Origin of the sequence: Halodesulfovibrio marinisediminis DSM 17456, from assembly GCF_900129975.1 — a bacterium.
GTDB classification, from domain to species: domain Bacteria; phylum Desulfobacterota; class Desulfovibrionia; order Desulfovibrionales; family Desulfovibrionaceae; genus Halodesulfovibrio; species Halodesulfovibrio marinisediminis.
The window spans coordinates 618,819-638,173 of record NZ_FSRG01000003.1 but is presented as its reverse complement, the minus strand read 5'-3'; the positions used below and the strand labels follow the sequence as shown (position 1 = coordinate 638,173).

Sequence of the window (19,355 nt, the reverse complement as noted above, 5' to 3'; positions counted from 1 at the left end):
GGGCACGCTCAACCAGGAGGAAAGGGAAATGGTACAACCTAAAACTGAAAACAGCCCTAAAGATTGGAACGACCTTTGGGAACCACACAACAAAGAACGCTGGATGAAAAAAGCTGCTGAACGAATCAGCCATGAAGGTGAAACCACAGAAGAATGTCCTGTTAACAGACCAATGGACTGGGACATGTGGCAGCCAAGCAAAAAAAGATAATTATTTTTTTGATCCTCTCGAGAAATTGTCGGGAGGATCACCCCATTTTTCACCCAACATCATCTACTCCCCTCTTGCTTTCTCTATCAGGTTGCCGATTATCCCCCTCTGAAGGCACGGTTTGCATACTTTTCTTGACCATCCTCGCATGTTATGTCATAGCACACATCCGCTTTGCGACACGCAACGGATTGTGTCTGTTTCACCACATCTGAGATAAGCTCAAGTATCATCAAGAAGCATGCTAACCACACTACATGGTAGTAGGCTGCTTTTTTTACCTATTGCTGGATTTATTCCTAATTTTCGTTGATACTAACGCTGTTTTACGGGCGACAAATTCAACCGCCTTTCCAACTTGCTGAGAGATAGTTTATGAAAACAGCTGACCTTATCAAACAAATCGAAAATACAGCCATTCTTTGCGGTGCGGCTTCATGGGACAACTGTGGCATTCAGGTTCCAAGCCGTAAAAATGAAGTACACAAGCTGGCTCTTGCACTTGATCCGACTGAAGAGACAATTCAAGCAGCAATAGATCAAGGCGCAGATTTTATACTTACTCATCATCCATTGCTGATGAAGCCCAAGTATTTAAATAAACTTGATACACATTTTTCTATTGTATCTGCGCTTATTAAAAATGATATGTGTCTCTACAGTGCACATACGTCGCTTGATGCAAATCCGGAAGGACCAGCGGGATGGCTTGCCCGCGCGCTTAAGCTGCAAGATTGTAAACTGCTAGGCTCAACATGCACGTTTGAACCGGAAGCAATAGCTTTCACTCCAAAGCAGGACATTGCAGCTAGCACTAGACTCTATGAATGGGAAAACCACCCTCATATTCATAGCGTGCGACACGTTGAACAAATGATCAACGTAACATATAATAAAGAACATCGCAGCGCTGTTCTTGCTCAGCTCACAGCTGATCTGGACGAACTGCCAATTTTTATACCTTCTACACCTGATACAGGCCCCCAAAGCCTCGGCTTTGGTACCATTGGTACTTTGCCAAAACCTGTATCTTTTGGCATATTCACCGAGCAACTTGCCTCGGTGGTAAATCGTGATTATTGGGTAGTAAGTGGTCATACGCCTGAAACAGTAACTAAAGTTGCTTATTGCACAGGCTCTGGCAGTGATTTTGCCCCGAAAGCGTTTGCCATGGGTGCGGATGTATTTATAACTGGCGATGTCAAATATCATGCTGCTCTGGATACAACCGGATGCATTCTTGATGTTGGGCATTTCAGCCTTGAAGAAGAAATGATGCACCAGTTTGCTTTACAGCTTGCAAGCGAACTGGATGACATAGAAATATTTTTCCTGCCGGCGCAGGATCCGATGCGTTTGATCGGCCCATTCGCAGAATAGAAATTTCACAGTTTCGGCGAAATCCGAACCTTATGGTTTTCAGGAGGAAAAAACCTTGAGCCTGTATTTAAAGCAAATCGAACAGCTTGTTGCACTGCAGCTTGTTGATGATGAAATCCTTGGTATCACCAGCGAACTTGATGAAGCTCCAAAAGAAGTGGAAGCTCTTCAGGAGCGCTTTGATGCGCTTGAAAGCCAGCGCAACCGCTTCCTTGAGAAAATTGATCACCTCAAGGCACAGGAAAAACGCATCAACTCTGAGATCGAAAACGACGCTCTCAAAGTTAAAAAAAGCAAGTCCAAGCTCATGCTCGTTGGTAACACTAAAGAGTACCATGCAATGATGCGCGAAATGGACAACCTTGAGAAGCTTAACCGTCTCCGTGAAGAAGAAAAACTTGCTCTTGCTGAAGAACTTGATCGTCAGCAGATGGCTGTTTCTGACATGGATGAACGTTACAGCATCCTCAAAAATGACCTGGAAGCAAAGAAAACAAGCCTTAAAGAGCGTGTTGAAGAAGCTAACAAGGTTCTCGAAAAGCTGGATAAAAAACGTAATATTGCAGGTAAAGAAGTTCCTACTCCTATCCTCAACCGTTACGAGTTCATCCGTTCCCGTTTGGACAACCCAGTTATCGTTTCCGTTAAAGAACAAATCTGTAACGGCTGTCACATTGCTATTCCGCCACAGAGCTACATCGAGCTTCAGAAGGGACACCAGATCCTCAGCTGTCCTAACTGCCAGCGTCTGATCTACTGGTCAGAACACTTTGGTAGTGAAGAGGAAAACGCAGCAGAAGAAGCATAAAACATATTTTGGAGTTGGACAGGTTATCGTCGCGCACATTAGTGCGGGGAGGAAAGTCCGGGCTCTAAAGGGCAGAGCGCTGGGTAACACCCAGGGGGAGTGATCCTCGGAGAGTGCCACAGAAAGCAAACCGCCTAAGCAGTTTTACTGCCGGTAAGGGTGAAACGGTGAGGTAAGAGCTCACCAGGTATCATGGTGACATGATAGGCTAGGTAAACCCCGTTCAGAGCAAGACCAAATAGGGAAACAGTTACGACCGGCCCGGTCGTTGTTTTCGGGTAGGTTGCTTGAGGTTATGAGTAATCATAATCCTAGACGAATGATAACCGCCCTCGCAAGAGGGAGACAAAACCCGGCTTATAGTCTAACTCCATATTTTTAAAAAAAGGGTGCGTTGCACCCTTTTTTTGTATGCTAAACTTTTTTACTACTACCACCCTACAATATGTAAGGAACTCCCATGCATTGTTGGTCCATCATTCTTGCTGCCGGTTCCGGCACCAGACTTTCTGAAGCCACAAATGGCGTCAAAAAACAGTTTCTAGAATGGAAAGGTGCACCGCTTTTCTGGCACTCCGCAATCACCTTCTCTCATACAACACGTATGCGCGGTCTCATATTTGTCTTTCCAGAAGAAGACATCGAAGAAGCTACAAATACGCTCAAGAATCTCGATTTTGGGCGCAGACTTGGACTGCCATGGAAAGTCATAGCTGGTGGTGCACGCCGACAGGATTCTGTCTACAATGGACTGCAGGCACTGCCGAAAGAATGTACTCATGTACTCGTACACGATGCAGCTCGCCCGTTCTTCTCCGCAGCGCTTTCTAACACCCTTCTCGACTCCCTCTCAGAAGGAGCGCAGGCAGTAATTCCTGCAATTCCGGTAACAGATACCATTAAAGTTACTCAAAACAACACTGTCTGCCATACACTTGACCGCTCTACCCTTCGAGCATGCCAGACTCCGCAAGGATTCGACAAAAAAATGCTGATTGATGTACACAACAAGTGCAACGAGGAGGGCTGGGAAGTAACAGACGATGCATCTATTGCTGAGCAGGCAGGATTCACCGTTGAAATGGTAGAAGGCGAAGCAACAAACTGCAAAATCACAAATCCGGAAGACCTTGCCATGATCGAATCAAAAGAGCCCCCTATGCCAATTCCAGTTACCGGATGGGGATACGATGTACACCGCTACGGCAAAGGACGCCCGATGAAGCTCGGCGGTATCCCTATTCAAGGTGCTCCAGAAGTTATAGCTCACTCAGACGGCGACGTTCTCCTCCATGCCCTCTGTGACGCACTTCTCGGCTGCATGGGAGACGGCGATATTGGCGAACATTTTCCGGATTCCTCAGAGCAGTTCGACAATATTTCTAGCGGAGTACTTCTCAACGAAGTCTATGACAAGTTTCTTCAGCGTGGATACCGTCTTACAAACGTAGACCTCACCATCATTGCACAGGTGCCACGTCTCGTGCCTTGGAAGCCGCAGATCAAAAAAAACATCTGCCGCATGCTTAAACTCAATGATGATCAGGTGAACGTCAAAGCTACTACCGAAGAAAAGCTTGGATTTACCGGTGAGAAAAAAGGTATCAAAGCCGTAGCTGCCGTTATGGCATTACGCGGCTAGCATTCTTACTTAACTAATGAAAAAAGGCTGTCCTCATACGAAGGACAGCCTTTTTTTATATATGATATAGATGGACCAAAGACTATTTTATCGCTTCGGCAATGGCTTGCAGCAGACTTTCCATTCGCTGCTCATAGGTATGCTTAGCTAACACAAGCTTCTGTGCATTACGCGCATATTCAAGACGGGCATTTCGGTCATCAATAAATTCAGTAAGTAGCTCTGACAATTCTTCTGCAGACTCGAACATAACCAACTCATCATACGAAAACATACCTTCCATAAGAGTTCGTTTGTCTACTAATTGAAAGCCGCCACATGAGGCAATGGCAAACGTCTCCATATTTACAGAGTCACCAGTGCCGACATCTGTAGAATGAATGTTCACAATAATAGCGGCGTCTCTATACAAGGCCTTACGCTCTGAACGAGTAAGGGATTGAAGCTTTCCTTGATAATACGGTACAAGCTGCTCGTATTTTTCCCAGCCGTCTCCCCAAAGTACCATTCCTCTCCCTGTGTGAGAGGATAAGGCATTAGCCATTTCGTCACTGGCATCTCCGAGAACAGCAATCATACCCTCTGCTGCCGTATGGGTAACTACTGGTGTGCAACAGGCACTTTTTGCTGCGAATGGCAGATATACCGGAACATGCCCAAGCACAGAAAGTTCACTAATAAACGGCTCATGCTGAATTGTTGCAACAACATCGCAGCATTCAATGGCCTTACGCCAATATGGGAACGAAGCATATTCTTCAGTCATCCAACAAACTGTTACAATCCCTCGTGCCTGCATTTTCTCTCGAGAACTAGAGGTAAGGGGCGATTGAGGAAATCCAAGAACAATGTCGATATGTTGTGACTCTACTACCGCCACCACAGCACCAGAAATAAGTTCCATTCCTTGTGAGCCTAGGGCATCTTGATGAGCCAACGTCACAGGCAAGTTCTGAAGCGCAGAACAGACAGGCACCCATGCCTCAGTATTAAAGACCGACACCTTATGTCCCAATTTTTCTAATGATTCCTTACAACCGGTAACAATACAGGCTTCAGACTTATCTAACGGAGGAACAATAAGAATATGTTGCTGGGTATTATTCATCATAGTCCTCCTCATCAGCGACACAGTTGGACAACAACCAATCCTGCTCCGCATAAAAATTTTTGCTTCCCTGAGGCACTGTTTTACTAATTTTAGTTATGCCGACAAATTCCGAAGCCACCCCACGCAAAGCAAGTCGCTCTTCTGCATGTTCTTCTGTTCCGAAGACAGGCATGTACGTAACCCCAACTTCATCAAGCATAGAAACATATCCAGTAACGCCTGCAGGATAGTTCTTGTCGATCTTACCAGCAAGAAAACGCTGTAATTGTTCTTCACCGAACACATGCATGCATGCAAATTGTTCGGAACAATCGTCTGCTTGATTGCACGGTGCACACGCAATATCAGCTTGCCAGATCCTATGCCCTAATCCATATGGTCCGTTTGCCATACACCATGCAGACGAGTGGAAAAAGGCATTCACTGGGGTCCCAACATGAGCAGCAGCATGCATTAAAGTAGATTCTGGAGTCACAAGCATATCCAACGTGCTGATAATCTCCATGTCCTCTTCAAAAGTTGTCTCAAAACATCGGCTAACGGTCTTTGCTGCTATCTTATCTTTTAACAACGGAAGCAACTCAGCTACAAGCGGCTCATCCTCTTTTTCTCCAAACAGGACAACATCGTTTTCACGACTGGCTGTACAGACAGAATTTATGCATCCTGCCAAAACAGATATCGGTAACACCCTGTTATTATTGTCCCGTAAAGCTACACCAATGCCGCCCCCCTTGCGCATCGCAATCGGGTTAACCATATGAGACGGAATAGGCGAAGGAGCTAAATGTGCCCACATATCCATAGCATTCAGAAAGCGTTGACGTCCTTGAACACGAGATAAACATGTAAGCCACTTACTGCGATACTCACGTCCCTTATGCCGCCAATATCCATGCATCACGCCCGGAGCAAAGTAATTGAACAAATTCATATTTTGCGGACAGCCATGGAGATTATATACGGCATCGAATGCTTCTGATTGCAACCACTCAGCAGCAGAAACATCTTCACCTTCTGCCACTTGCGGTACAATATGCACTACTGTTTCTGGATACAAATACAATGCAGCAGCTTGTAACTCAGGCGACACACATATATGTACCTTCGCATCATTACGACTCAGGGACAGAATAAGCCGTTTTGTCTGAAAAAGATCTGCCAGATCACCCAATTGAATAACGCAATATTTCTTCATAATGACATAAGACGGTAAAAAATTATCTTGCCCCCCGCTGGGCTCAACTTATTTATACAGTTCCTTGCTTAAGTAAAAAGACTTTTAAAAGTCACACTCTACTCTTTCAAAGTATTCACCCTGTATTTTTAAGAACAACTTACCCAAGGCAGCATTTTACAAGACGCAATACACAATATATAAGACAGCTATGCGCTATTATCCTCTTCTATTAGACCTTCATGGTACGCACTGTCTTATCGTTGGGCTTGGCAAAGTCGGGCAGCGAAAGCTTGCCACTCTTCTTAAAGCAAATCCGTCACAAGTAACTGTTCTGGACACCTTTGCAATTGAAGACGTGGCTGATGCTGATTTGCTGCAACTACTTAACAGCCCTCTTGTTTCCTACGCCCAGCGTGATTTTGAAGCAAGCGATGTTAAAGGGAAAACTCTTGTTTTTGCATCTACAGGCAACCGTGAAATTAACGAAGCTGTTTCAAAAGCATGTGCAAAGCAAAAAGTTCTATGCAATGTTATTGATGATCCTTCGGCGGGAACATTTACTGTTCCTGCACATATTGAAAAGGGTGATTTGCTTATTACTCTTTCCACGGGTGGTGCCAGTCCAGCGCTTTCCCGCAAGATAAAAAAAGAACTTCAGGAACTGGTTGGCGACAAATACGCCCCAGTAGTCACACTCATGGGACGGATTCGTCCATTGATACTTGAACTGGCAAATGATACTGCACAGAACACAGCTGTGTTCCGAAGCCTTGTTTCTTCTGACATTGCAGAAGCTATTCAGAAAAAAGATCGAATTGCGGCTGAATCTATTTTACGGTCTACCCTTCCGGAGACATTGCATTCTAACATAGGAGCGTTACTCCATGAGCTCATTTGAGCTATTCTCCATTCTTGTCGTTACGTTGTATGGTTTGGGTGCTATTACCGTTTTTACCGGTTCAATTCTTAAAAACCGAAAATTTAAACTGCTGTCTAATGCGTTGACTATCACCGGATTCGGACTACACACAGTTATTCTCGGGTACGCCTTAGCGCTTAACGGATGGGCTCTTCCTTCCGGTTACTATATCTCCATGCTGTCATGGAGCTTATTGCTTATGTACTTTTTTATGTGGTGGCGATTTAAGCTTTCCTTTTTATCGATCACCGCTTCGCCACTTGCACTTGTGCTATTCATTGGCTCGTTTCATGCTAAGAGCGTGTCACAATTACCAAAAGCATGGTCTGGAGCATTCTTCGGCCTCCATATCGGCACACTGTTTTTAAGCTTTGGCTTACTTGCAATGGCATTCGGGGCTGGAATTTTATTCACCCGTCTTGAAAATAAAATTAAATCAAAAGAACCTCTTAGTGATTTTGAAAAAGAACTGCCCGCACTAAACACTTTTGACAAAGTTAACCAACTTGCTGTAGTTGCCGGTTTTCCTTTGTACACAGTAGGTTTGGTAACCGGATTTATCTGGGCTCGTATTGAATGGGGCAGAATACTCAGCGGTGACCCAAAGGAAATTGTTTCCCTGGGCGTCTGGTTTGTCTACGCATGGTTGTTCCACCAGAGACTTGTGTTGGGATGGCGCGGTCGTAAGGCAGCTCGTGCAGCTATTTGGATATTTGGTATCTGCATGTTCTCATTAATTGGCATTAATATCTTTACCCCAACACATCATAGCTTTCTTCAGTAATTAATATGGATCGCGATATTTATCTTATAGGTCTTAACCATAAGACCGCCGGTGTTGAAGTCCGCGAAAAATTCGCTCTTACAGACTGTAAGCATCTTGAAGAAGGTGTTGTGCCTGTTGAAGGATGTATTAAAGAGGCACTTACGCTTTCGACCTGTAACCGAGTAGAACTGCTTGTAGTTGCTGAGGGCGATAATGCCATCGACCACGTACTGAGCTGCTGGGCAAAGGCACGCAACCTGCCGGTTGAAGAGCTTGCCCCCTACGTTTACAAACACAAAGGCCTTGATGCGGTAACACACTTGTTTACCGTTGCTGCCAGCCTTGACTCACTTGTTATTGGCGAACCACAAATTCTTGGTCAGCTTAAAGATGCGTACCATGACGCAGTTGACAAAAACACCACTGGTGTTGTGCTCAACAGACTGCTCCATAAAGCATTTTCCGTTGCTAAACGAGTGCGCACTGAAACCGGTGTCGCATCCAGTGCTGTTTCCATTTCATACGCTGCTGTTGAACTGGCAAAACGCATTTTCGGCGATATGAGTGAACGCAGTGCCATGCTCATCGGTGCCGGTGAAATGGCAGAACTTGCGGCAACGCACCTGCTGAACAACGGCATAAGCAAAGTTTATGTTGCAAACCGCACGCTTTCTCGCGGACAGGCTCTTGCTGAACAATTTAACGGCGAAGCAATTCCGTTTGACCAGCTTTTCGATCAACTGGAAAAAGTAGATATCATCATATCTTCTACTGGTGCTCATGAAGCTGTTATCCGCGCTAAAGATATTCGTCAGGTATTGAAAAAACGTAAGAACCGCTCCATGTTCTTCATCGATATTGCCGTACCACGTGACATTGATCCAGACGTTAACGGTTTAGACAACGTCTACCTGTACGATATCGATGACCTGAAAGAAGTGGTTGAAGAAAACCTTGCCCAACGTCAGGAAGAAGCCAATAAAGCTCGAAGAATTGTTGAATGTGAAACCGCAACCTTCAGTAAATGGCTAAAGTCACTTCAACTGCAGCCGACCATTGTTGATCTTATCGACAGAACAGATGCTATTATGGAAGAAGAGCTTGCTAAGACGCTCAAGCATATTCCAGCTGCAACCCCAGAAATGGAAATGCACTTAAGAGAGATGATCAATTCCATCTCCAAAAAAGTGAACCATGAACCAATTTCTTTCCTCAAACGACGCTATGAGGAAGAAGAAGCTGGCGAACGATACATTGATATTACCCGCCGCATGTTCAATCTGGATAAAGATAATGTGACCATTAAGGCACACCCGCACAGACGACGCTAGCATTTGACTGTACGTATACTGTAAGCTGAATAGAAAGGAATACTCACATGCGACTCTACCTGCTTGAAGATTTCACTGGCGAACAAATTGAAGCTATTACAGGCCGACTGAACGATATGGAACTTGCCGGTGCAATGGATGGCATTTACTGGCTTCCTTGCCCGCAGGAACTCCTCTCCGACGTTCAAAAGGAGCACACCGAAGAATGTGGTCCACACTGTATGGCCCTTGAAGTTGACGGCACATCGTTACGCATGGAACTCCTTGTACGCGCACGAAACAAACTACGTTGTGAATGCGTATCTTACGCTTCTGAAGAGTTACGTGCGCATATGATCAAATACATGGATGAGATGCTTACAGAACTGAACATTTATGTTTAGCCTCTACTGTTGTTAAAACAGATTATGAACAGACATCTTCCGACTAAATTACAAGAACTCAATCCCAAGACAGCACACATCTGTCTTGGGATTGAGAATTTTATCACAAGCAAACTTAAAACACCTCTAAAAGGCTCTGTTTTGCTTGTTGCTCTTTCGGGAGGAGTCGATTCCAGTACTCTGCTCATCATACTTTCCTGCCTTGCCCAAAAGAATGGCTGCCGCATTCATGCTGCACACTTTAACCACCAACTTCGTCCTGAAGCTGATGCGGAAGAAGCACATGTCCGCCAGCTCTGTGAATCATTACACATTGAATTAAAAGTAGATTCTCAAGACGTCACAGCCTTCGCTTCCCGCCACAAATTAGGACTAGAGGAAGCAGCGCGCATGGTAAGGTATAAATTTTTAGAAAGAGAACGGCGGGCATTAAACGCCGACTGGATTGTAACAGGGCACCACGCGAACGATCTTGCAGAAGACGTTATCATGCGTCTTATTCGTGGCACTGGATGGCCTGCTCTTGGTGGTATGGAAGGGAAATGCAATAATCGTAAAATATTACGCCCACTGCTTTCGACACCAAAAGAAACTCTTATTTCATTTGCCAACGCATGTTCCCTTTACTGGTGTGAGGATGCGTCAAATGAAGATGAAAATTTCCTACGCAACCGCGTAAGATCACAAGTTATCCCACTGTTATGCAAAGAGAATCCAGCCTTTCTCAATGCAATAACGTCTCTTTGGGAACTTGCACAGATTGATACTGATCACTGGTCAGCTTTGATAAAGCAATACCTTGAGAATACTGACTTTAACACACCGACATTGCTCAAAGAAGACCTTGAATCCATGTCCCAAGCTACAAGGCTGCGAGTCTATAAAGCAGTACTGAGCAGCATGGGCAAAGGCCAACCGCTTCAACAGAACCTGCTTGCGCTGGATGCAGCGTGGCAAGCCAATGTTGGCGGGAAGATAGTGCAGTTTCCCGGTAATAAAATTGCCACTATTCGAAAGGGTGCAATTTATTTTAGCTACCGATGATTATTTATTTTATCTCTCTGCGATTGACAGACGTAACAGCCTGCTGTATTTCATTTGTGAAATAAATGACAAGGAGGAATGAGGTGAACATTCTCATTTTCGGACCAAATGGCAGTGGTAAAGGTACTCAGGGCGCTCTCATTAAGAAAAAGTACGATGGCATGGCTCACATCGAGTCTGGTGCTATCTTCCGCGCACACATTGGCGGCGGAACTGAGCTTGGCAAGAAAGCTAAAGAATACATCGACCGCGGTGACCTCGTACCTGACGAAATCACCATTCCTATGGTTCTCGAAACTCTGAAAGTAGAAGGCGCTAAGGGCTGGCTGCTTGACGGTTTCCCACGCAACATGGTTCAGGCTGAAAAGCTTTACGATGCTCTTAAAGAAGAGAACATCAAACTTGACTACGTTGTAGAAATCCTTCTTCCTCGCGAAGTTGCTAAAAACCGCATCATGGGTCGTCGTCTTTGTGAAAATGACAACAACCACCCTAACAACATCTTTATCGAGCCAATTAAGCCAAACGGCGACGTATGTCGTGTATGTGGCGGTGCTCTTTCTGCTCGTGCTGATGATCAGGACGAAGATGCAATCAACAAACGTCACGACATCTACTACAACACCGGTGACGGTACCCTTGCTGCTGCGTACTTCTACAAAGATCTCGCTGCAAAAGGTGAAACAAACTACATTGAGCTTGATGGTGAAGGTACTATTGAATCCATCAAAGAAACCCTTATCTCCAAGCTCTCTTAGTATATCGGACTACTATGCATTTGACCTCTTACCTGATTCAGGTAAGAGGTCTTTTTTATACGTAAAGGCATCGGATTAATTCTCCCTTAAGCGTTGTAATTAGCTACTGCTAAAAAAGACTTTCCTTTTCCATCCATTCATAAGTGCCCCCACATTCATAAAAATTTTCCTCATCGTAACCACATCGTTCTTTCTCATATCTCTGTACCTAACCTGCATTGCAAAACTAATAACGCTTGCCGGTCACAAAGACTTATAGGCGACTTTGTGCTGGATATAATCTCGTCGACTCTATTCATCCCTTCTTTTCTACCCCAACAAGAAGACATGAACCTATCTAGATCGTAATCTGGTAACGCACTTGAACACATGTTGCAGGCACAAAAAAAGCCTGAGGAAAAACTCCTCAGGCTTCATGTTATTTTTTCCAAAATTCGGGAACAAATAGAATAAAGACGGTGTAGATCTCAAGTCGTCCTAACAACATACATAGCGTTAACACCCACTTTGCAAATATAGGCAAGTGCGCAAAGTTTTCTGCAGGACCAACAGAGCCAAGGCCAGGCCCAATGTTACCAATACAAGCAACAACGGCAGCAAAGGACGTTAATACATCCAGACCAGTCGCTGAAAGCAGGAATCCAGAAAGGACAAAGAGCGCAAGATAAATAACAAAGAAACCAAGCACGCCAGACATAACGCTTGACTGAACGGTACGCCCCCCAAGCTTGATGTGCTTAACGGCTCTCGGATGCACTAACCTGAACAGTTCATGATATCCCTGTTTTAATAGCAGCTGAATGCGCATGCATTTCATACCACCGCCAGTAGAGCCCGCACAGCCACCTAGGAACATCAAAAACAGCAGTAAAGCCTGAGCCAACGGTGCCCATTGTTCATAGTCAGCAGTCGCAAAACCAGTGGTAGTACAAATAGAAACCACCTGAAACGCTGCATACTGCAGGGAAGCTGAGAAAGAATCATAATTTGAGCCGTATACTGTATAAGTGATTATGGCAGTAAACAGCACGATAATTGCGGTATAAAATCTGAATTCTGAGTCTTTCCAAAAACATTTAACATCACCTGCCAATGCTCTGAAATGCAGAGAAAAGTTAGCACCGGCAATGAACATAAAAATAGTAATCACCCAGTCAATATACGCGCTATTGTAGTATCCGGCAGATGTATTTTTGGTAGAAAAACCACCAGTAGCCATCGTACCAAAGGTATGACAAATGGCATCAAACAAATTCATGCCACCGAACATCAGCAAAATACAAAGCAAAATGGAGAAGAAAACATAAACCTTCCACAATGCTGCTGCTGTATCTTTAATACGAGGTTTAAGCTTATCTGGAACCGGTCCCGGCACTTCAGCCTTATACAGCTGCATACCACCAACACCGAGGAAAGGAAGAATAGCCAGCGAAAGCACAATAATACCCATGCCGCCAAGCCAGTGCGTCAGACTACGCCACATAAGCAAACTTTTCGCCACGGACTCAATGTCCGTCATTACACTTGAACCAGTTGTGGTAAAACCCGAGATGGATTCAAAAACACAATCTGTCCACGAGGGAAAGACATTACCAAAATAGAACGGCAACGCTCCTGCAAGACCAGCAGCAAGCCAGCCGATGGCAACAATTGCCATGCCCTCCCTATGGTTCATCATTAGCTTTTGCTTCGGACGGAACAGCATAAACAAAGCTGCCCCACTCCAAAGGGTAACCACTGTTGAAAGCAGTAACGGAATTAAACCCTCATCCTGATAATACAACGCCCAGCCAATAGGAAAAAACATGGTGAGGCCAACAGCCCCAAGCAATGCTCCAATAATGTAAAGGCAATATTTAACTCGCATACTATACCTACACGGACTGAAGCTTAACAAGTAAAGCTTGCTCTACTCGCGCAACGTTTTCAGGCGTAGTTAGGATAATAATACGGTCATCAGGGTGAATAACGCTATCGCCGCTAGGGATAATAACTTCCCTGTCGCGCATGATACCGATAACCAGTGTTCCTTTAGGAAACGGCAGGTCTTTAATCGGCTTGCCGACAATCTCAGAATTATTTTCAGCAATGGCTTCCAAAGCTTCCGCACCTTCACCACTGATTGAAACAGAGGAAAGAACGTTGCCCTGACGCACATACTGCAAGATAGAGTTAACAGCAGACAAACGCGGTGAAACAGAGTGATCAATACCAACAGCTTTAATCAGCGGCTGGTACGCAAGCTTGTTCACGCGAGTTACTGTTTTCTTTACGCCAAGGTTTTTAGCAAGCAGCGAGGTAAGAATATTAGTTTCTTCGTCTGATGTAAGAGAAACTACTACATCCATTTCAGCAATATTCTCTTCCTGTAAAAACTCCTGATCTGTACCATCGCCACACAAAACGAGCGGCGCATCAAGTTTTTCAGCAAGAACACTACAACGGTCAGGATTCGAATCCACGATTTTGGTATGGATGCCTTTTTTATCGAACAAAGAAGCAAGTCGGAATCCAATATTACCGCCACCGATAATAAATGCATTTTTAATAGGATCAAGGCTTCGTCCAGAAGCCTTACGCACGGATTCAATACTTGTATCCTTACAAACGAAGTACACTATATCGTCTTGTTGAATAGTGTCGCTACCACCCGGAATAATAAGTTTATTATCACGTACAATCGCAGCAATAATTACGTTCGTATCAGGAACAACACTTCTGAAGTCTATAAGAGCCTGCCCCAGCAAAGGACCATGCCCCATACGAACACCGATCAATTTAATCTTGCCCGCTGCAAACTCATTGAAGTCAACAGCGCCAGGCATAGACAAAAGACGATCAATGCTCTTGATAACCTCAACCTCAGGGTTGATGACAGCTGAAATATTAAGAAGTTCTTCTGAAAGCTCTTTGCTGTACCCACTGTATTCTTCATTACGGATACGCGCGAGCTTCTTTGCATTTGGAGCAATAATATTCGCAAATAAGCATGCGATAATATTGACCTCATCACTGTCTGTCACTGCAAGAAAAATATCTGCATTTGCAGCACCAGCGTCTTTGAGCACTTCTGGACTGGAACCAGAACCAAGAATAGTTTGCACATCAAGAATCTCTGAGACTCTACGCAGTGCATTTTCATCCTGATCAATCACAACGACCTGCTTATGTTCCTGAGCAAGCCTATGCGAAATGTGATAACCAACTTCGCCAGCTCCGACGATAACAACTTTAAGCTGGTCAACTTTAGGTTCCCGATGGAATAAACGCATAAAGAGAGTAACTCCCAAAAAAACGTGAGACAAAAAAAAGTTAGGGGCATATGCCCCAAATCAGTGACCACACGAAAGATACCTGCCACTAAATATGTCTCACAGCTAATTGAATTCTCAACAGTAGAACAAGAAAGATGCACACCACAACTTCTATACACTGCATTGAAACAGACGTAACAATTACATCAGCATTCTTTACTAGAAGGTATCAAGGTCATTAAAAAAAGTTACCAGATTCAAGGTACAACATCAACCAAGCAAAATACTTGAAAGGTACAGAAAGAAAAAAGCCCGCTTGGAGCGGGCTTTTTTTGAAAAGTCAAGCAGGACAGACTAGGCTTTGATGCCAGCAACAGCCTTGCTCAGACGGGAGATCTTGCGACCAGCGGTTTTCCAATGGAGCACGCCTTTACCGGCTGCTTTATCCAGAATACCGTTAGCTACGCGGAGAGCTTCCTGAGCTTTCGCCAGATCTTCTTCGAGTACTGCAGCGCGAACGTCTTTAACAACGTTACGAACGCGAGTTTTCATTGCACGGTTACGTGCAGCACGCTTAAGGGACTGACGATGTCTCTTGATGGCAGATTTATGGTTAGCCAAGGTAATTTCCTCCAAAACTATATGGTAGTAAGATTCAAATTTAAGACCTTACTGGAACACGGGAACTAGGTCTTTACGCTCATCAAAGCGCAGTGTCAACCAATTTACAACTTTTTATCATCGTATTCCAGCTGGAAAAACACTCTCTACATCTGCAATGCAGAGAAGTCCGCTAAACGGCCAAGCTGCTGCACAAGAGCGCTCAGCAAGTTCAAGCGGTTTGCACGAACTTTCTGGTCGTCGCACATAACCATTACATTATCAAAGAATGCGTCCACCGCAGGACGAAGTTCCGCAAGCAGCGCGAAGAGAGCATCAAAATCTTCTTCTGCCCAAAGCTGCGCAAACTTAGGAGCTACGTCCTCAAGTGCTTTAGCAAAAGCTTTTTCTGCATCATTTTCAAACAACGCAGCATCATATGCGCCGCTGAGCTCTACGCCAGCCTCGCTACCTTGCTTGCGAATAATGTTTGCAGCACGTTTGAAGGTAAGAACAGCCTGATCAAAGCCTTCGCCTTTGCTGTATGTAGAAAGAGCTTTCAGACGAGCATCTGCAGCCCATACGTCATCAGAATCTGCAGCAAGTACAGCTTCTACTAACAATGTTTCATAACCTTTGCTGGTGAAGTAGTTTTTCAGACGCTGTGCAAAAAACTCATTCAGCTTGGTAAGAGCTTCCTGCTCATCAAGCTTCCATGAAATACCTTCATAACGGCTCTGTGCTGTAGCAAAAAATTCAGCAGCAGAAACGCGAAGGTGCTTTTCAATAATAATACGTGCAATACCGAGACAGCAGCGACGCAGTGCATACGGGTCAGCAGCACCGGTTGGAATCATGCCCAAACCGAAACAACCAGCAAGGGTGTCAGCTTTGTCTGCCATGGAAACCAATGCACCGCCCATAGTGGAAGGAACCGGAGAATCAGGACCAGCAGGGAGGTACTGCTCGGCAATTGCCTGTGCAACTACATCAGATTCACCTTTGCGACCTGCGTAGATACCGCCCATGATACCCTGAAGGCTATCAAATTCGCCAACCATTTCAGAAACAAGGTCTGCCTTACAAATACGGCCTGCACGTTCTGCATCAGCTTTAATTTCTGGAGCAACCTTATCGGCAAGATCTGCGCAGAGGCTGGAAATACGACGAGTTTTGTTCCCCATGCTACCAAGTGGAGCAAGGAAGATAACATTGTCGAGTTTCTCAAGCCAGGTGTCGACATCAACTTTCAGGTCGGTGTTCCAGAAGAAGCGACCGTCTTCAAGGCGAGCACGCAGAACACGTTCCCAACCAACTTTTACTACTTCCATGTCGTTTGGAGTAGTGTTCAGTACAGTGAGGAAGTGTGGAAGAAGATTGCCATCAGCATCTTCTACACCAAAGCTTTTCTGGTGACTCTGCATGCTGGTAAGAAGCGCCTGACGTGGCAACTCAAGGAAAGATGCATCAAAGTCGCCAAGACAAGCGATCGGATGTTCAACAAGCCCTTGAACTTCATCAAGAAGGCTTTCCTTCCAGATAATACGTCCGCCAGCTTTCTCTGCAAGGGCATTACCCTCTTCAATAATTGTAGCACGGCGTTTTTCAGCAGAAAGAACAACTGCGCATTTTTCTTCCACGGTTGCGTAGTAGTCAGCTGCATTTGCAATTGCAAAAGGACCTGCTGCGTGCACGCGGTGACCGTAAGTTTCGTTGCCGGATTTCAATTCAGCAACTTCAAACGGTATAACCGCATCGTCGAGCATTGCGAACAACCAACGGATTGGACGTGCAAATGTAAATTCCAGATCACCCCACTTCATTTTCTTTGCAAAAGGAAGATGTGCAATCAATTCAGGACAGAATGCTGCGAGCAGGTCAGCAGTTTTTGCACCGCCCATTTTTTTACGAACTGCAAGGTATTCACCTTTATCAGTTTCAAGACGGAAAGCATCCGCAAGGTCAACACCCTGTGTTTTTGCAAAGCCAGCGGCAGCCTTGGTCGGATTGCCGTCAGCATCATATGCGATACGTACCGGAGGCCCCGGAATAACCTCTTCGCTTTCTTTCTGCACAGCTGCAATGTCGTATACCATTACAGCAGCACGGCGAGGAGTTACATGTGATTCTACCTTATCAAATTCCACATTGGATTCTTTGAGAAAGCTAGAAATGCGGGTAATTAATTCTTTTTCCAAGCCCTTTTGAAAACGGGCAGGAAGCTCTTCAGTACCGATTTCCAAAATAAATAAGGACATCTCAATTCTTCCTATGGACTAATCGTTAGTTGTTGCAGGCATCAACGGGTAACCAAGCTCTTCACGCTGCTGTGCGTACAAGCGGGCAACAGCAGAAGCAAGAGCACGCACACGGCCAATGTAGCCAGTACGTTCCGTAATGGAAATCGCACCACGAGCATCAAGCATGTTGAATGTATGTGAACATTTCAAACAGTAATCATACGCTGGAAGCGGAAGACCAGTTTCGCAAAGTTGCTTGCACTCTTTTTCAAACATGTTGAAAAGTTCGAGAAGCATCTTTGGATCGCTGTGCTCGAAGTTGTATTTGGACATTTCCACTTCGTTCTGATGGTATACCTGACCGTAAGTCACAGTGTCATTGTACATAAGGTCGTACACTGACTCTTTTTCCTGCAAGTACATGCAAATACGCTCAAGACCATAGGTAATTTCTACGCTGGTAGGATGCAAATCAATACCGCCAACCTGCTGGAAGTAAGTAAACTGAGTTACTTCCATACCGTTCAGCCAAACTTCCCAGCCAAGTCCCCAAGCACCGAGAGTTGGAGATTCCCAGTCATCTTCTACAAAACGGATATCATGTGCTGCAGGATCAATACCCAGAGCACGCAAACTGTCGAGATAGATTTCCTGAATATTATCAGGAGAAGGCTTTAAAATAGCCTGAAACTGGAAGTAGTGCTGCAGACGGTTCGGGTTTTCACCGTATCGACCATCAGTAGGACGGCGGGAAGGCTCAACATAAGCTGCCTTCCATGGTTCCGGACCAATAACACGCAAAAAGGTTGCGGGGTTAAACGTACCGGCACCACACTCGATGTCGAACGGCTGCTGCAATACACAGCCCTGTTTGGACCAAAAGTCCTGCAGGGTGAGGATAACGTCTTGGAAGTTCATGTTTTTCCCCTGAATACTATATTCTCTACACGGCATACGCCGAGTTGTTGTGGTAACTTTATGTAACGCTAAACGCGCCTAAACATTCCGTTTTCCCAGGAAAGACCTATATGATATTGGATAAAACCGTCAATAGCTCTGGAAAGCTCTTTACGTGCCTTCACAGAAAGACTCAGCTCTGTCCAACGAAGCGGAGAATTTTCCTGTACAAATCGCAAAGCGTCAAGAGATTCCTTACTTAATCTGAATCTTGGCCCTTGCGTTCTCGCACAGGCTGCACATGTGAGCACACCCTCCTGAACATGAAAGACTGGATATTTCAAACCCTTAGAACAAACCTGACAGACATGCAGCTCTGGATTATACCCCTGATCAAAAGCAAAACGGGCACGAAAAAAAATTGACCAAAGCTTATCCAATGTCTCTGCTTGATTCAATAACACCAGCATTTCAGAAAAAAGGCTATAGGCAGCAGGTGCACCTTCAAAAGATATACCCATTGCCTCCATAAATTTTTGACAATTCACTGAAAGCCCCAACCGTTCGTGGCTGACACGTAACTTGTCGGGAGAGTCCATTAACACTCCCTCTTCCAGCGTAAAGTATGTTGCGAGCTTGCTGCCTTTTACACGAAATAACACACGATTTAAATGATCCAGACAGCCGCAAAAACGACGTCTGCTCCGGCAACCACCAAAAGCAAAAGCATTCATTATTCCGCGTGTAGGAGACAAAAAGCGGACCCATAGGTCCGCTTCTTTAAACCTTCCAATACGGAGGATGATAACTTGTTCGGTAAATTCCATCAGA

18 protein-coding genes and 1 other RNA gene are annotated in these 19,355 nt (G+C 45.0%); 11 read left to right on the top strand and 8 right to left on the bottom strand.

The annotated features are described in order from the left end of the window. The first annotated feature begins 28 nt into the window (after positions 1–28). The 5 genes from BUR09_RS03090 (at position 29) to ispD (ending at position 4,041) form a co-directional block, all read left to right on the top strand. On the top strand, positions 29–211 hold the full coding sequence (locus tag BUR09_RS03090; RefSeq protein WP_074215472.1) for a hypothetical protein: 183 nt from the start codon (positions 29–31) through the stop codon (positions 209–211). A 375-nt stretch (positions 212–586) separates the two neighbouring features. Then, positions 587–1,591: a Nif3-like dinuclear metal center hexameric protein gene (locus BUR09_RS03085; RefSeq protein ID WP_074215471.1), complete on the top strand. Its 1,005-nt coding sequence runs from the start codon at positions 587–589 to the stop codon at positions 1,589–1,591. Between the two features lie 55 nt (positions 1,592–1,646). Continuing rightward, positions 1,647–2,399, top strand: coding sequence for a zinc ribbon domain-containing protein (locus BUR09_RS03080; RefSeq protein ID WP_074215470.1), 753 nt, complete (start codon positions 1,647–1,649; stop codon positions 2,397–2,399). Positions 2,400–2,409: 10 nt separating this feature from the next. Next, positions 2,410–2,775: RNase P RNA component class A (rnpB, locus tag BUR09_RS03075), an RNA gene on the top strand. 84 nt (positions 2,776–2,859) lie between these two features. Next, entirely contained in the window at positions 2,860–4,041 is a 1,182-nt protein-coding gene (ispD, locus tag BUR09_RS03070) for a 2-C-methyl-D-erythritol 4-phosphate cytidylyltransferase (protein WP_074215469.1), read from the top strand. Between the two features lie 82 nt (positions 4,042–4,123). Here ispD and BUR09_RS03065 read toward each other — a convergent pair whose 3' ends face one another. Together BUR09_RS03065 and BUR09_RS03060 are read right to left on the bottom strand one after the other, a co-directional pair. Beyond that, the gene (locus tag BUR09_RS03065; RefSeq protein ID WP_175565976.1) at positions 4,124–5,152 is read right to left on the bottom strand and encodes a CgeB family protein; all 1,029 of its coding nucleotides are present in this window, start codon (positions 5,150–5,152) and stop codon (positions 4,124–4,126) included. After that, entirely contained in the window at positions 5,142–6,350 is a 1,209-nt protein-coding gene (locus BUR09_RS03060; protein WP_074215467.1) for a glycosyltransferase family 9 protein, read from the bottom strand. Before BUR09_RS03060 ends, BUR09_RS03065 begins: the two co-directional genes overlap by 11 nt. A gap of 190 nt (positions 6,351–6,540) precedes the next feature. Between BUR09_RS03060 and BUR09_RS03055 the strand changes: the two genes are divergently transcribed. The 6 genes from BUR09_RS03055 to BUR09_RS03030 all read left to right on the top strand — a co-directional run bounded on the left by BUR09_RS03055 (position 6,541) and on the right by BUR09_RS03030 (position 11,533). Next, positions 6,541–7,230: a precorrin-2 dehydrogenase/sirohydrochlorin ferrochelatase family protein gene (locus tag BUR09_RS03055; RefSeq protein WP_074215466.1), complete on the top strand. Its 690-nt coding sequence runs from the start codon at positions 6,541–6,543 to the stop codon at positions 7,228–7,230. Beyond that, positions 7,217–8,035, top strand: a complete 819-nt coding sequence (locus tag BUR09_RS03050; RefSeq protein ID WP_074215465.1) for a cytochrome C assembly family protein — start codon at positions 7,217–7,219, stop codon at positions 8,033–8,035. Before BUR09_RS03055 ends, BUR09_RS03050 begins: the two co-directional genes overlap by 14 nt. Before the next feature lie 5 nt (positions 8,036–8,040). Beyond that, entirely contained in the window at positions 8,041–9,348 is a 1,308-nt protein-coding gene (hemA, locus tag BUR09_RS03045; RefSeq protein ID WP_074215464.1) for a glutamyl-tRNA reductase, read from the top strand. Positions 9,349–9,395: 47 nt separating this feature from the next. Further along, a complete protein-coding gene (locus BUR09_RS03040; protein ID WP_074215463.1) occupies positions 9,396–9,731 on the top strand; it encodes a hypothetical protein in 336 nt (111 codons plus the stop codon). 24 nt (positions 9,732–9,755) lie between these two features. Then, positions 9,756–10,775 carry a tRNA lysidine(34) synthetase TilS gene (gene tilS, locus BUR09_RS03035; protein ID WP_074215462.1) on the top strand — a complete coding sequence of 340 codons (1,020 nt, stop codon included), beginning with the start codon at positions 9,756–9,758 and terminating at the stop codon, positions 10,773–10,775. 83 nt (positions 10,776–10,858) lie between these two features. Continuing rightward, positions 10,859–11,533: an adenylate kinase gene (locus tag BUR09_RS03030; RefSeq protein ID WP_074215461.1), complete on the top strand. Its 675-nt coding sequence runs from the start codon at positions 10,859–10,861 to the stop codon at positions 11,531–11,533. Positions 11,534–11,951: 418 nt separating this feature from the next. Here BUR09_RS03030 and BUR09_RS03025 read toward each other — a convergent pair whose 3' ends face one another. From BUR09_RS03025 to recO, 6 genes are all read right to left on the bottom strand, one after another. Beyond that, complete coding sequence (locus BUR09_RS03025) at positions 11,952–13,400, bottom strand: TrkH family potassium uptake protein (RefSeq protein ID WP_074215460.1); 1,449 nt, start codon at positions 13,398–13,400, stop codon at positions 11,952–11,954. Between the two features lie 7 nt (positions 13,401–13,407). Continuing rightward, the gene (gene trkA, locus BUR09_RS03020) at positions 13,408–14,805 is read right to left on the bottom strand and encodes a Trk system potassium transporter TrkA (protein ID WP_074215459.1); all 1,398 of its coding nucleotides are present in this window, start codon (positions 14,803–14,805) and stop codon (positions 13,408–13,410) included. Between the two features lie 336 nt (positions 14,806–15,141). Beyond that, positions 15,142–15,408 carry a 30S ribosomal protein S20 gene (gene rpsT / locus BUR09_RS03015; protein WP_074215458.1) on the bottom strand — a complete coding sequence of 89 codons (267 nt, stop codon included), beginning with the start codon at positions 15,406–15,408 and terminating at the stop codon, positions 15,142–15,144. A gap of 146 nt (positions 15,409–15,554) precedes the next feature. Next, entirely contained in the window at positions 15,555–17,645 is a 2,091-nt protein-coding gene (glyS, locus tag BUR09_RS03010; RefSeq protein ID WP_074215457.1) for a glycine--tRNA ligase subunit beta, read from the bottom strand. An 18-nt stretch (positions 17,646–17,663) separates the two neighbouring features. Continuing rightward, the gene (gene glyQ / locus BUR09_RS03005) at positions 17,664–18,545 is read right to left on the bottom strand and encodes a glycine--tRNA ligase subunit alpha (protein WP_074215456.1); all 882 of its coding nucleotides are present in this window, start codon (positions 18,543–18,545) and stop codon (positions 17,664–17,666) included. Between the two features lie 68 nt (positions 18,546–18,613). Further along, entirely contained in the window at positions 18,614–19,351 is a 738-nt protein-coding gene (gene recO, locus BUR09_RS03000; RefSeq protein WP_074215455.1) for a DNA repair protein RecO, read from the bottom strand. Positions 19,352–19,355: the final 4 nt, after the last annotated feature.

Excerpts from the sequence above, each read along its gene's own strand:
- BUR09_RS03090 (WP_074215472.1), top strand. The coding sequence starts at position 29 with ATGGTACAACCTAAAACTGAAAACAGCCCTAAAGATTGGAACGACCTT.
- BUR09_RS03085 (WP_074215471.1), top strand. The coding sequence starts at position 587 with ATGAAAACAGCTGACCTTATCAAACAAATCGAAAATACAGCCATTCTT.
- ispD (WP_074215469.1), top strand. The coding sequence starts at position 2,860 with ATGCATTGTTGGTCCATCATTCTTGCTGCCGGTTCCGGCACCAGACTT.
- BUR09_RS03065 (WP_175565976.1), bottom strand. The coding sequence starts at position 5,152 with ATGATGAATAATACCCAGCAACATATTCTTATTGTTCCTCCGTTAGAT.
- BUR09_RS03060 (WP_074215467.1), bottom strand. The coding sequence starts at position 6,350 with ATGAAGAAATATTGCGTTATTCAATTGGGTGATCTGGCAGATCTTTTT.
- BUR09_RS03055 (WP_074215466.1), top strand. The coding sequence starts at position 6,541 with ATGCGCTATTATCCTCTTCTATTAGACCTTCATGGTACGCACTGTCTT.
- BUR09_RS03050 (WP_074215465.1), top strand. The coding sequence starts at position 7,217 with ATGAGCTCATTTGAGCTATTCTCCATTCTTGTCGTTACGTTGTATGGT.
- hemA (WP_074215464.1), top strand. The coding sequence starts at position 8,041 with ATGGATCGCGATATTTATCTTATAGGTCTTAACCATAAGACCGCCGGT.
- BUR09_RS03040 (WP_074215463.1), top strand. The coding sequence starts at position 9,396 with ATGCGACTCTACCTGCTTGAAGATTTCACTGGCGAACAAATTGAAGCT.
- tilS (WP_074215462.1), top strand. The coding sequence starts at position 9,756 with ATGAACAGACATCTTCCGACTAAATTACAAGAACTCAATCCCAAGACA.
- BUR09_RS03025 (WP_074215460.1), bottom strand. The coding sequence starts at position 13,400 with ATGCGAGTTAAATATTGCCTTTACATTATTGGAGCATTGCTTGGGGCT.
- trkA (WP_074215459.1), bottom strand. The coding sequence starts at position 14,805 with ATGCGTTTATTCCATCGGGAACCTAAAGTTGACCAGCTTAAAGTTGTT.
- glyS (WP_074215457.1), bottom strand. The coding sequence starts at position 17,645 with ATGTCCTTATTTATTTTGGAAATCGGTACTGAAGAGCTTCCTGCCCGT.
- glyQ (WP_074215456.1), bottom strand. The coding sequence starts at position 18,545 with ATGAACTTCCAAGACGTTATCCTCACCCTGCAGGACTTTTGGTCCAAA.
- recO (WP_074215455.1), bottom strand. The coding sequence starts at position 19,351 with ATGGAATTTACCGAACAAGTTATCATCCTCCGTATTGGAAGGTTTAAA.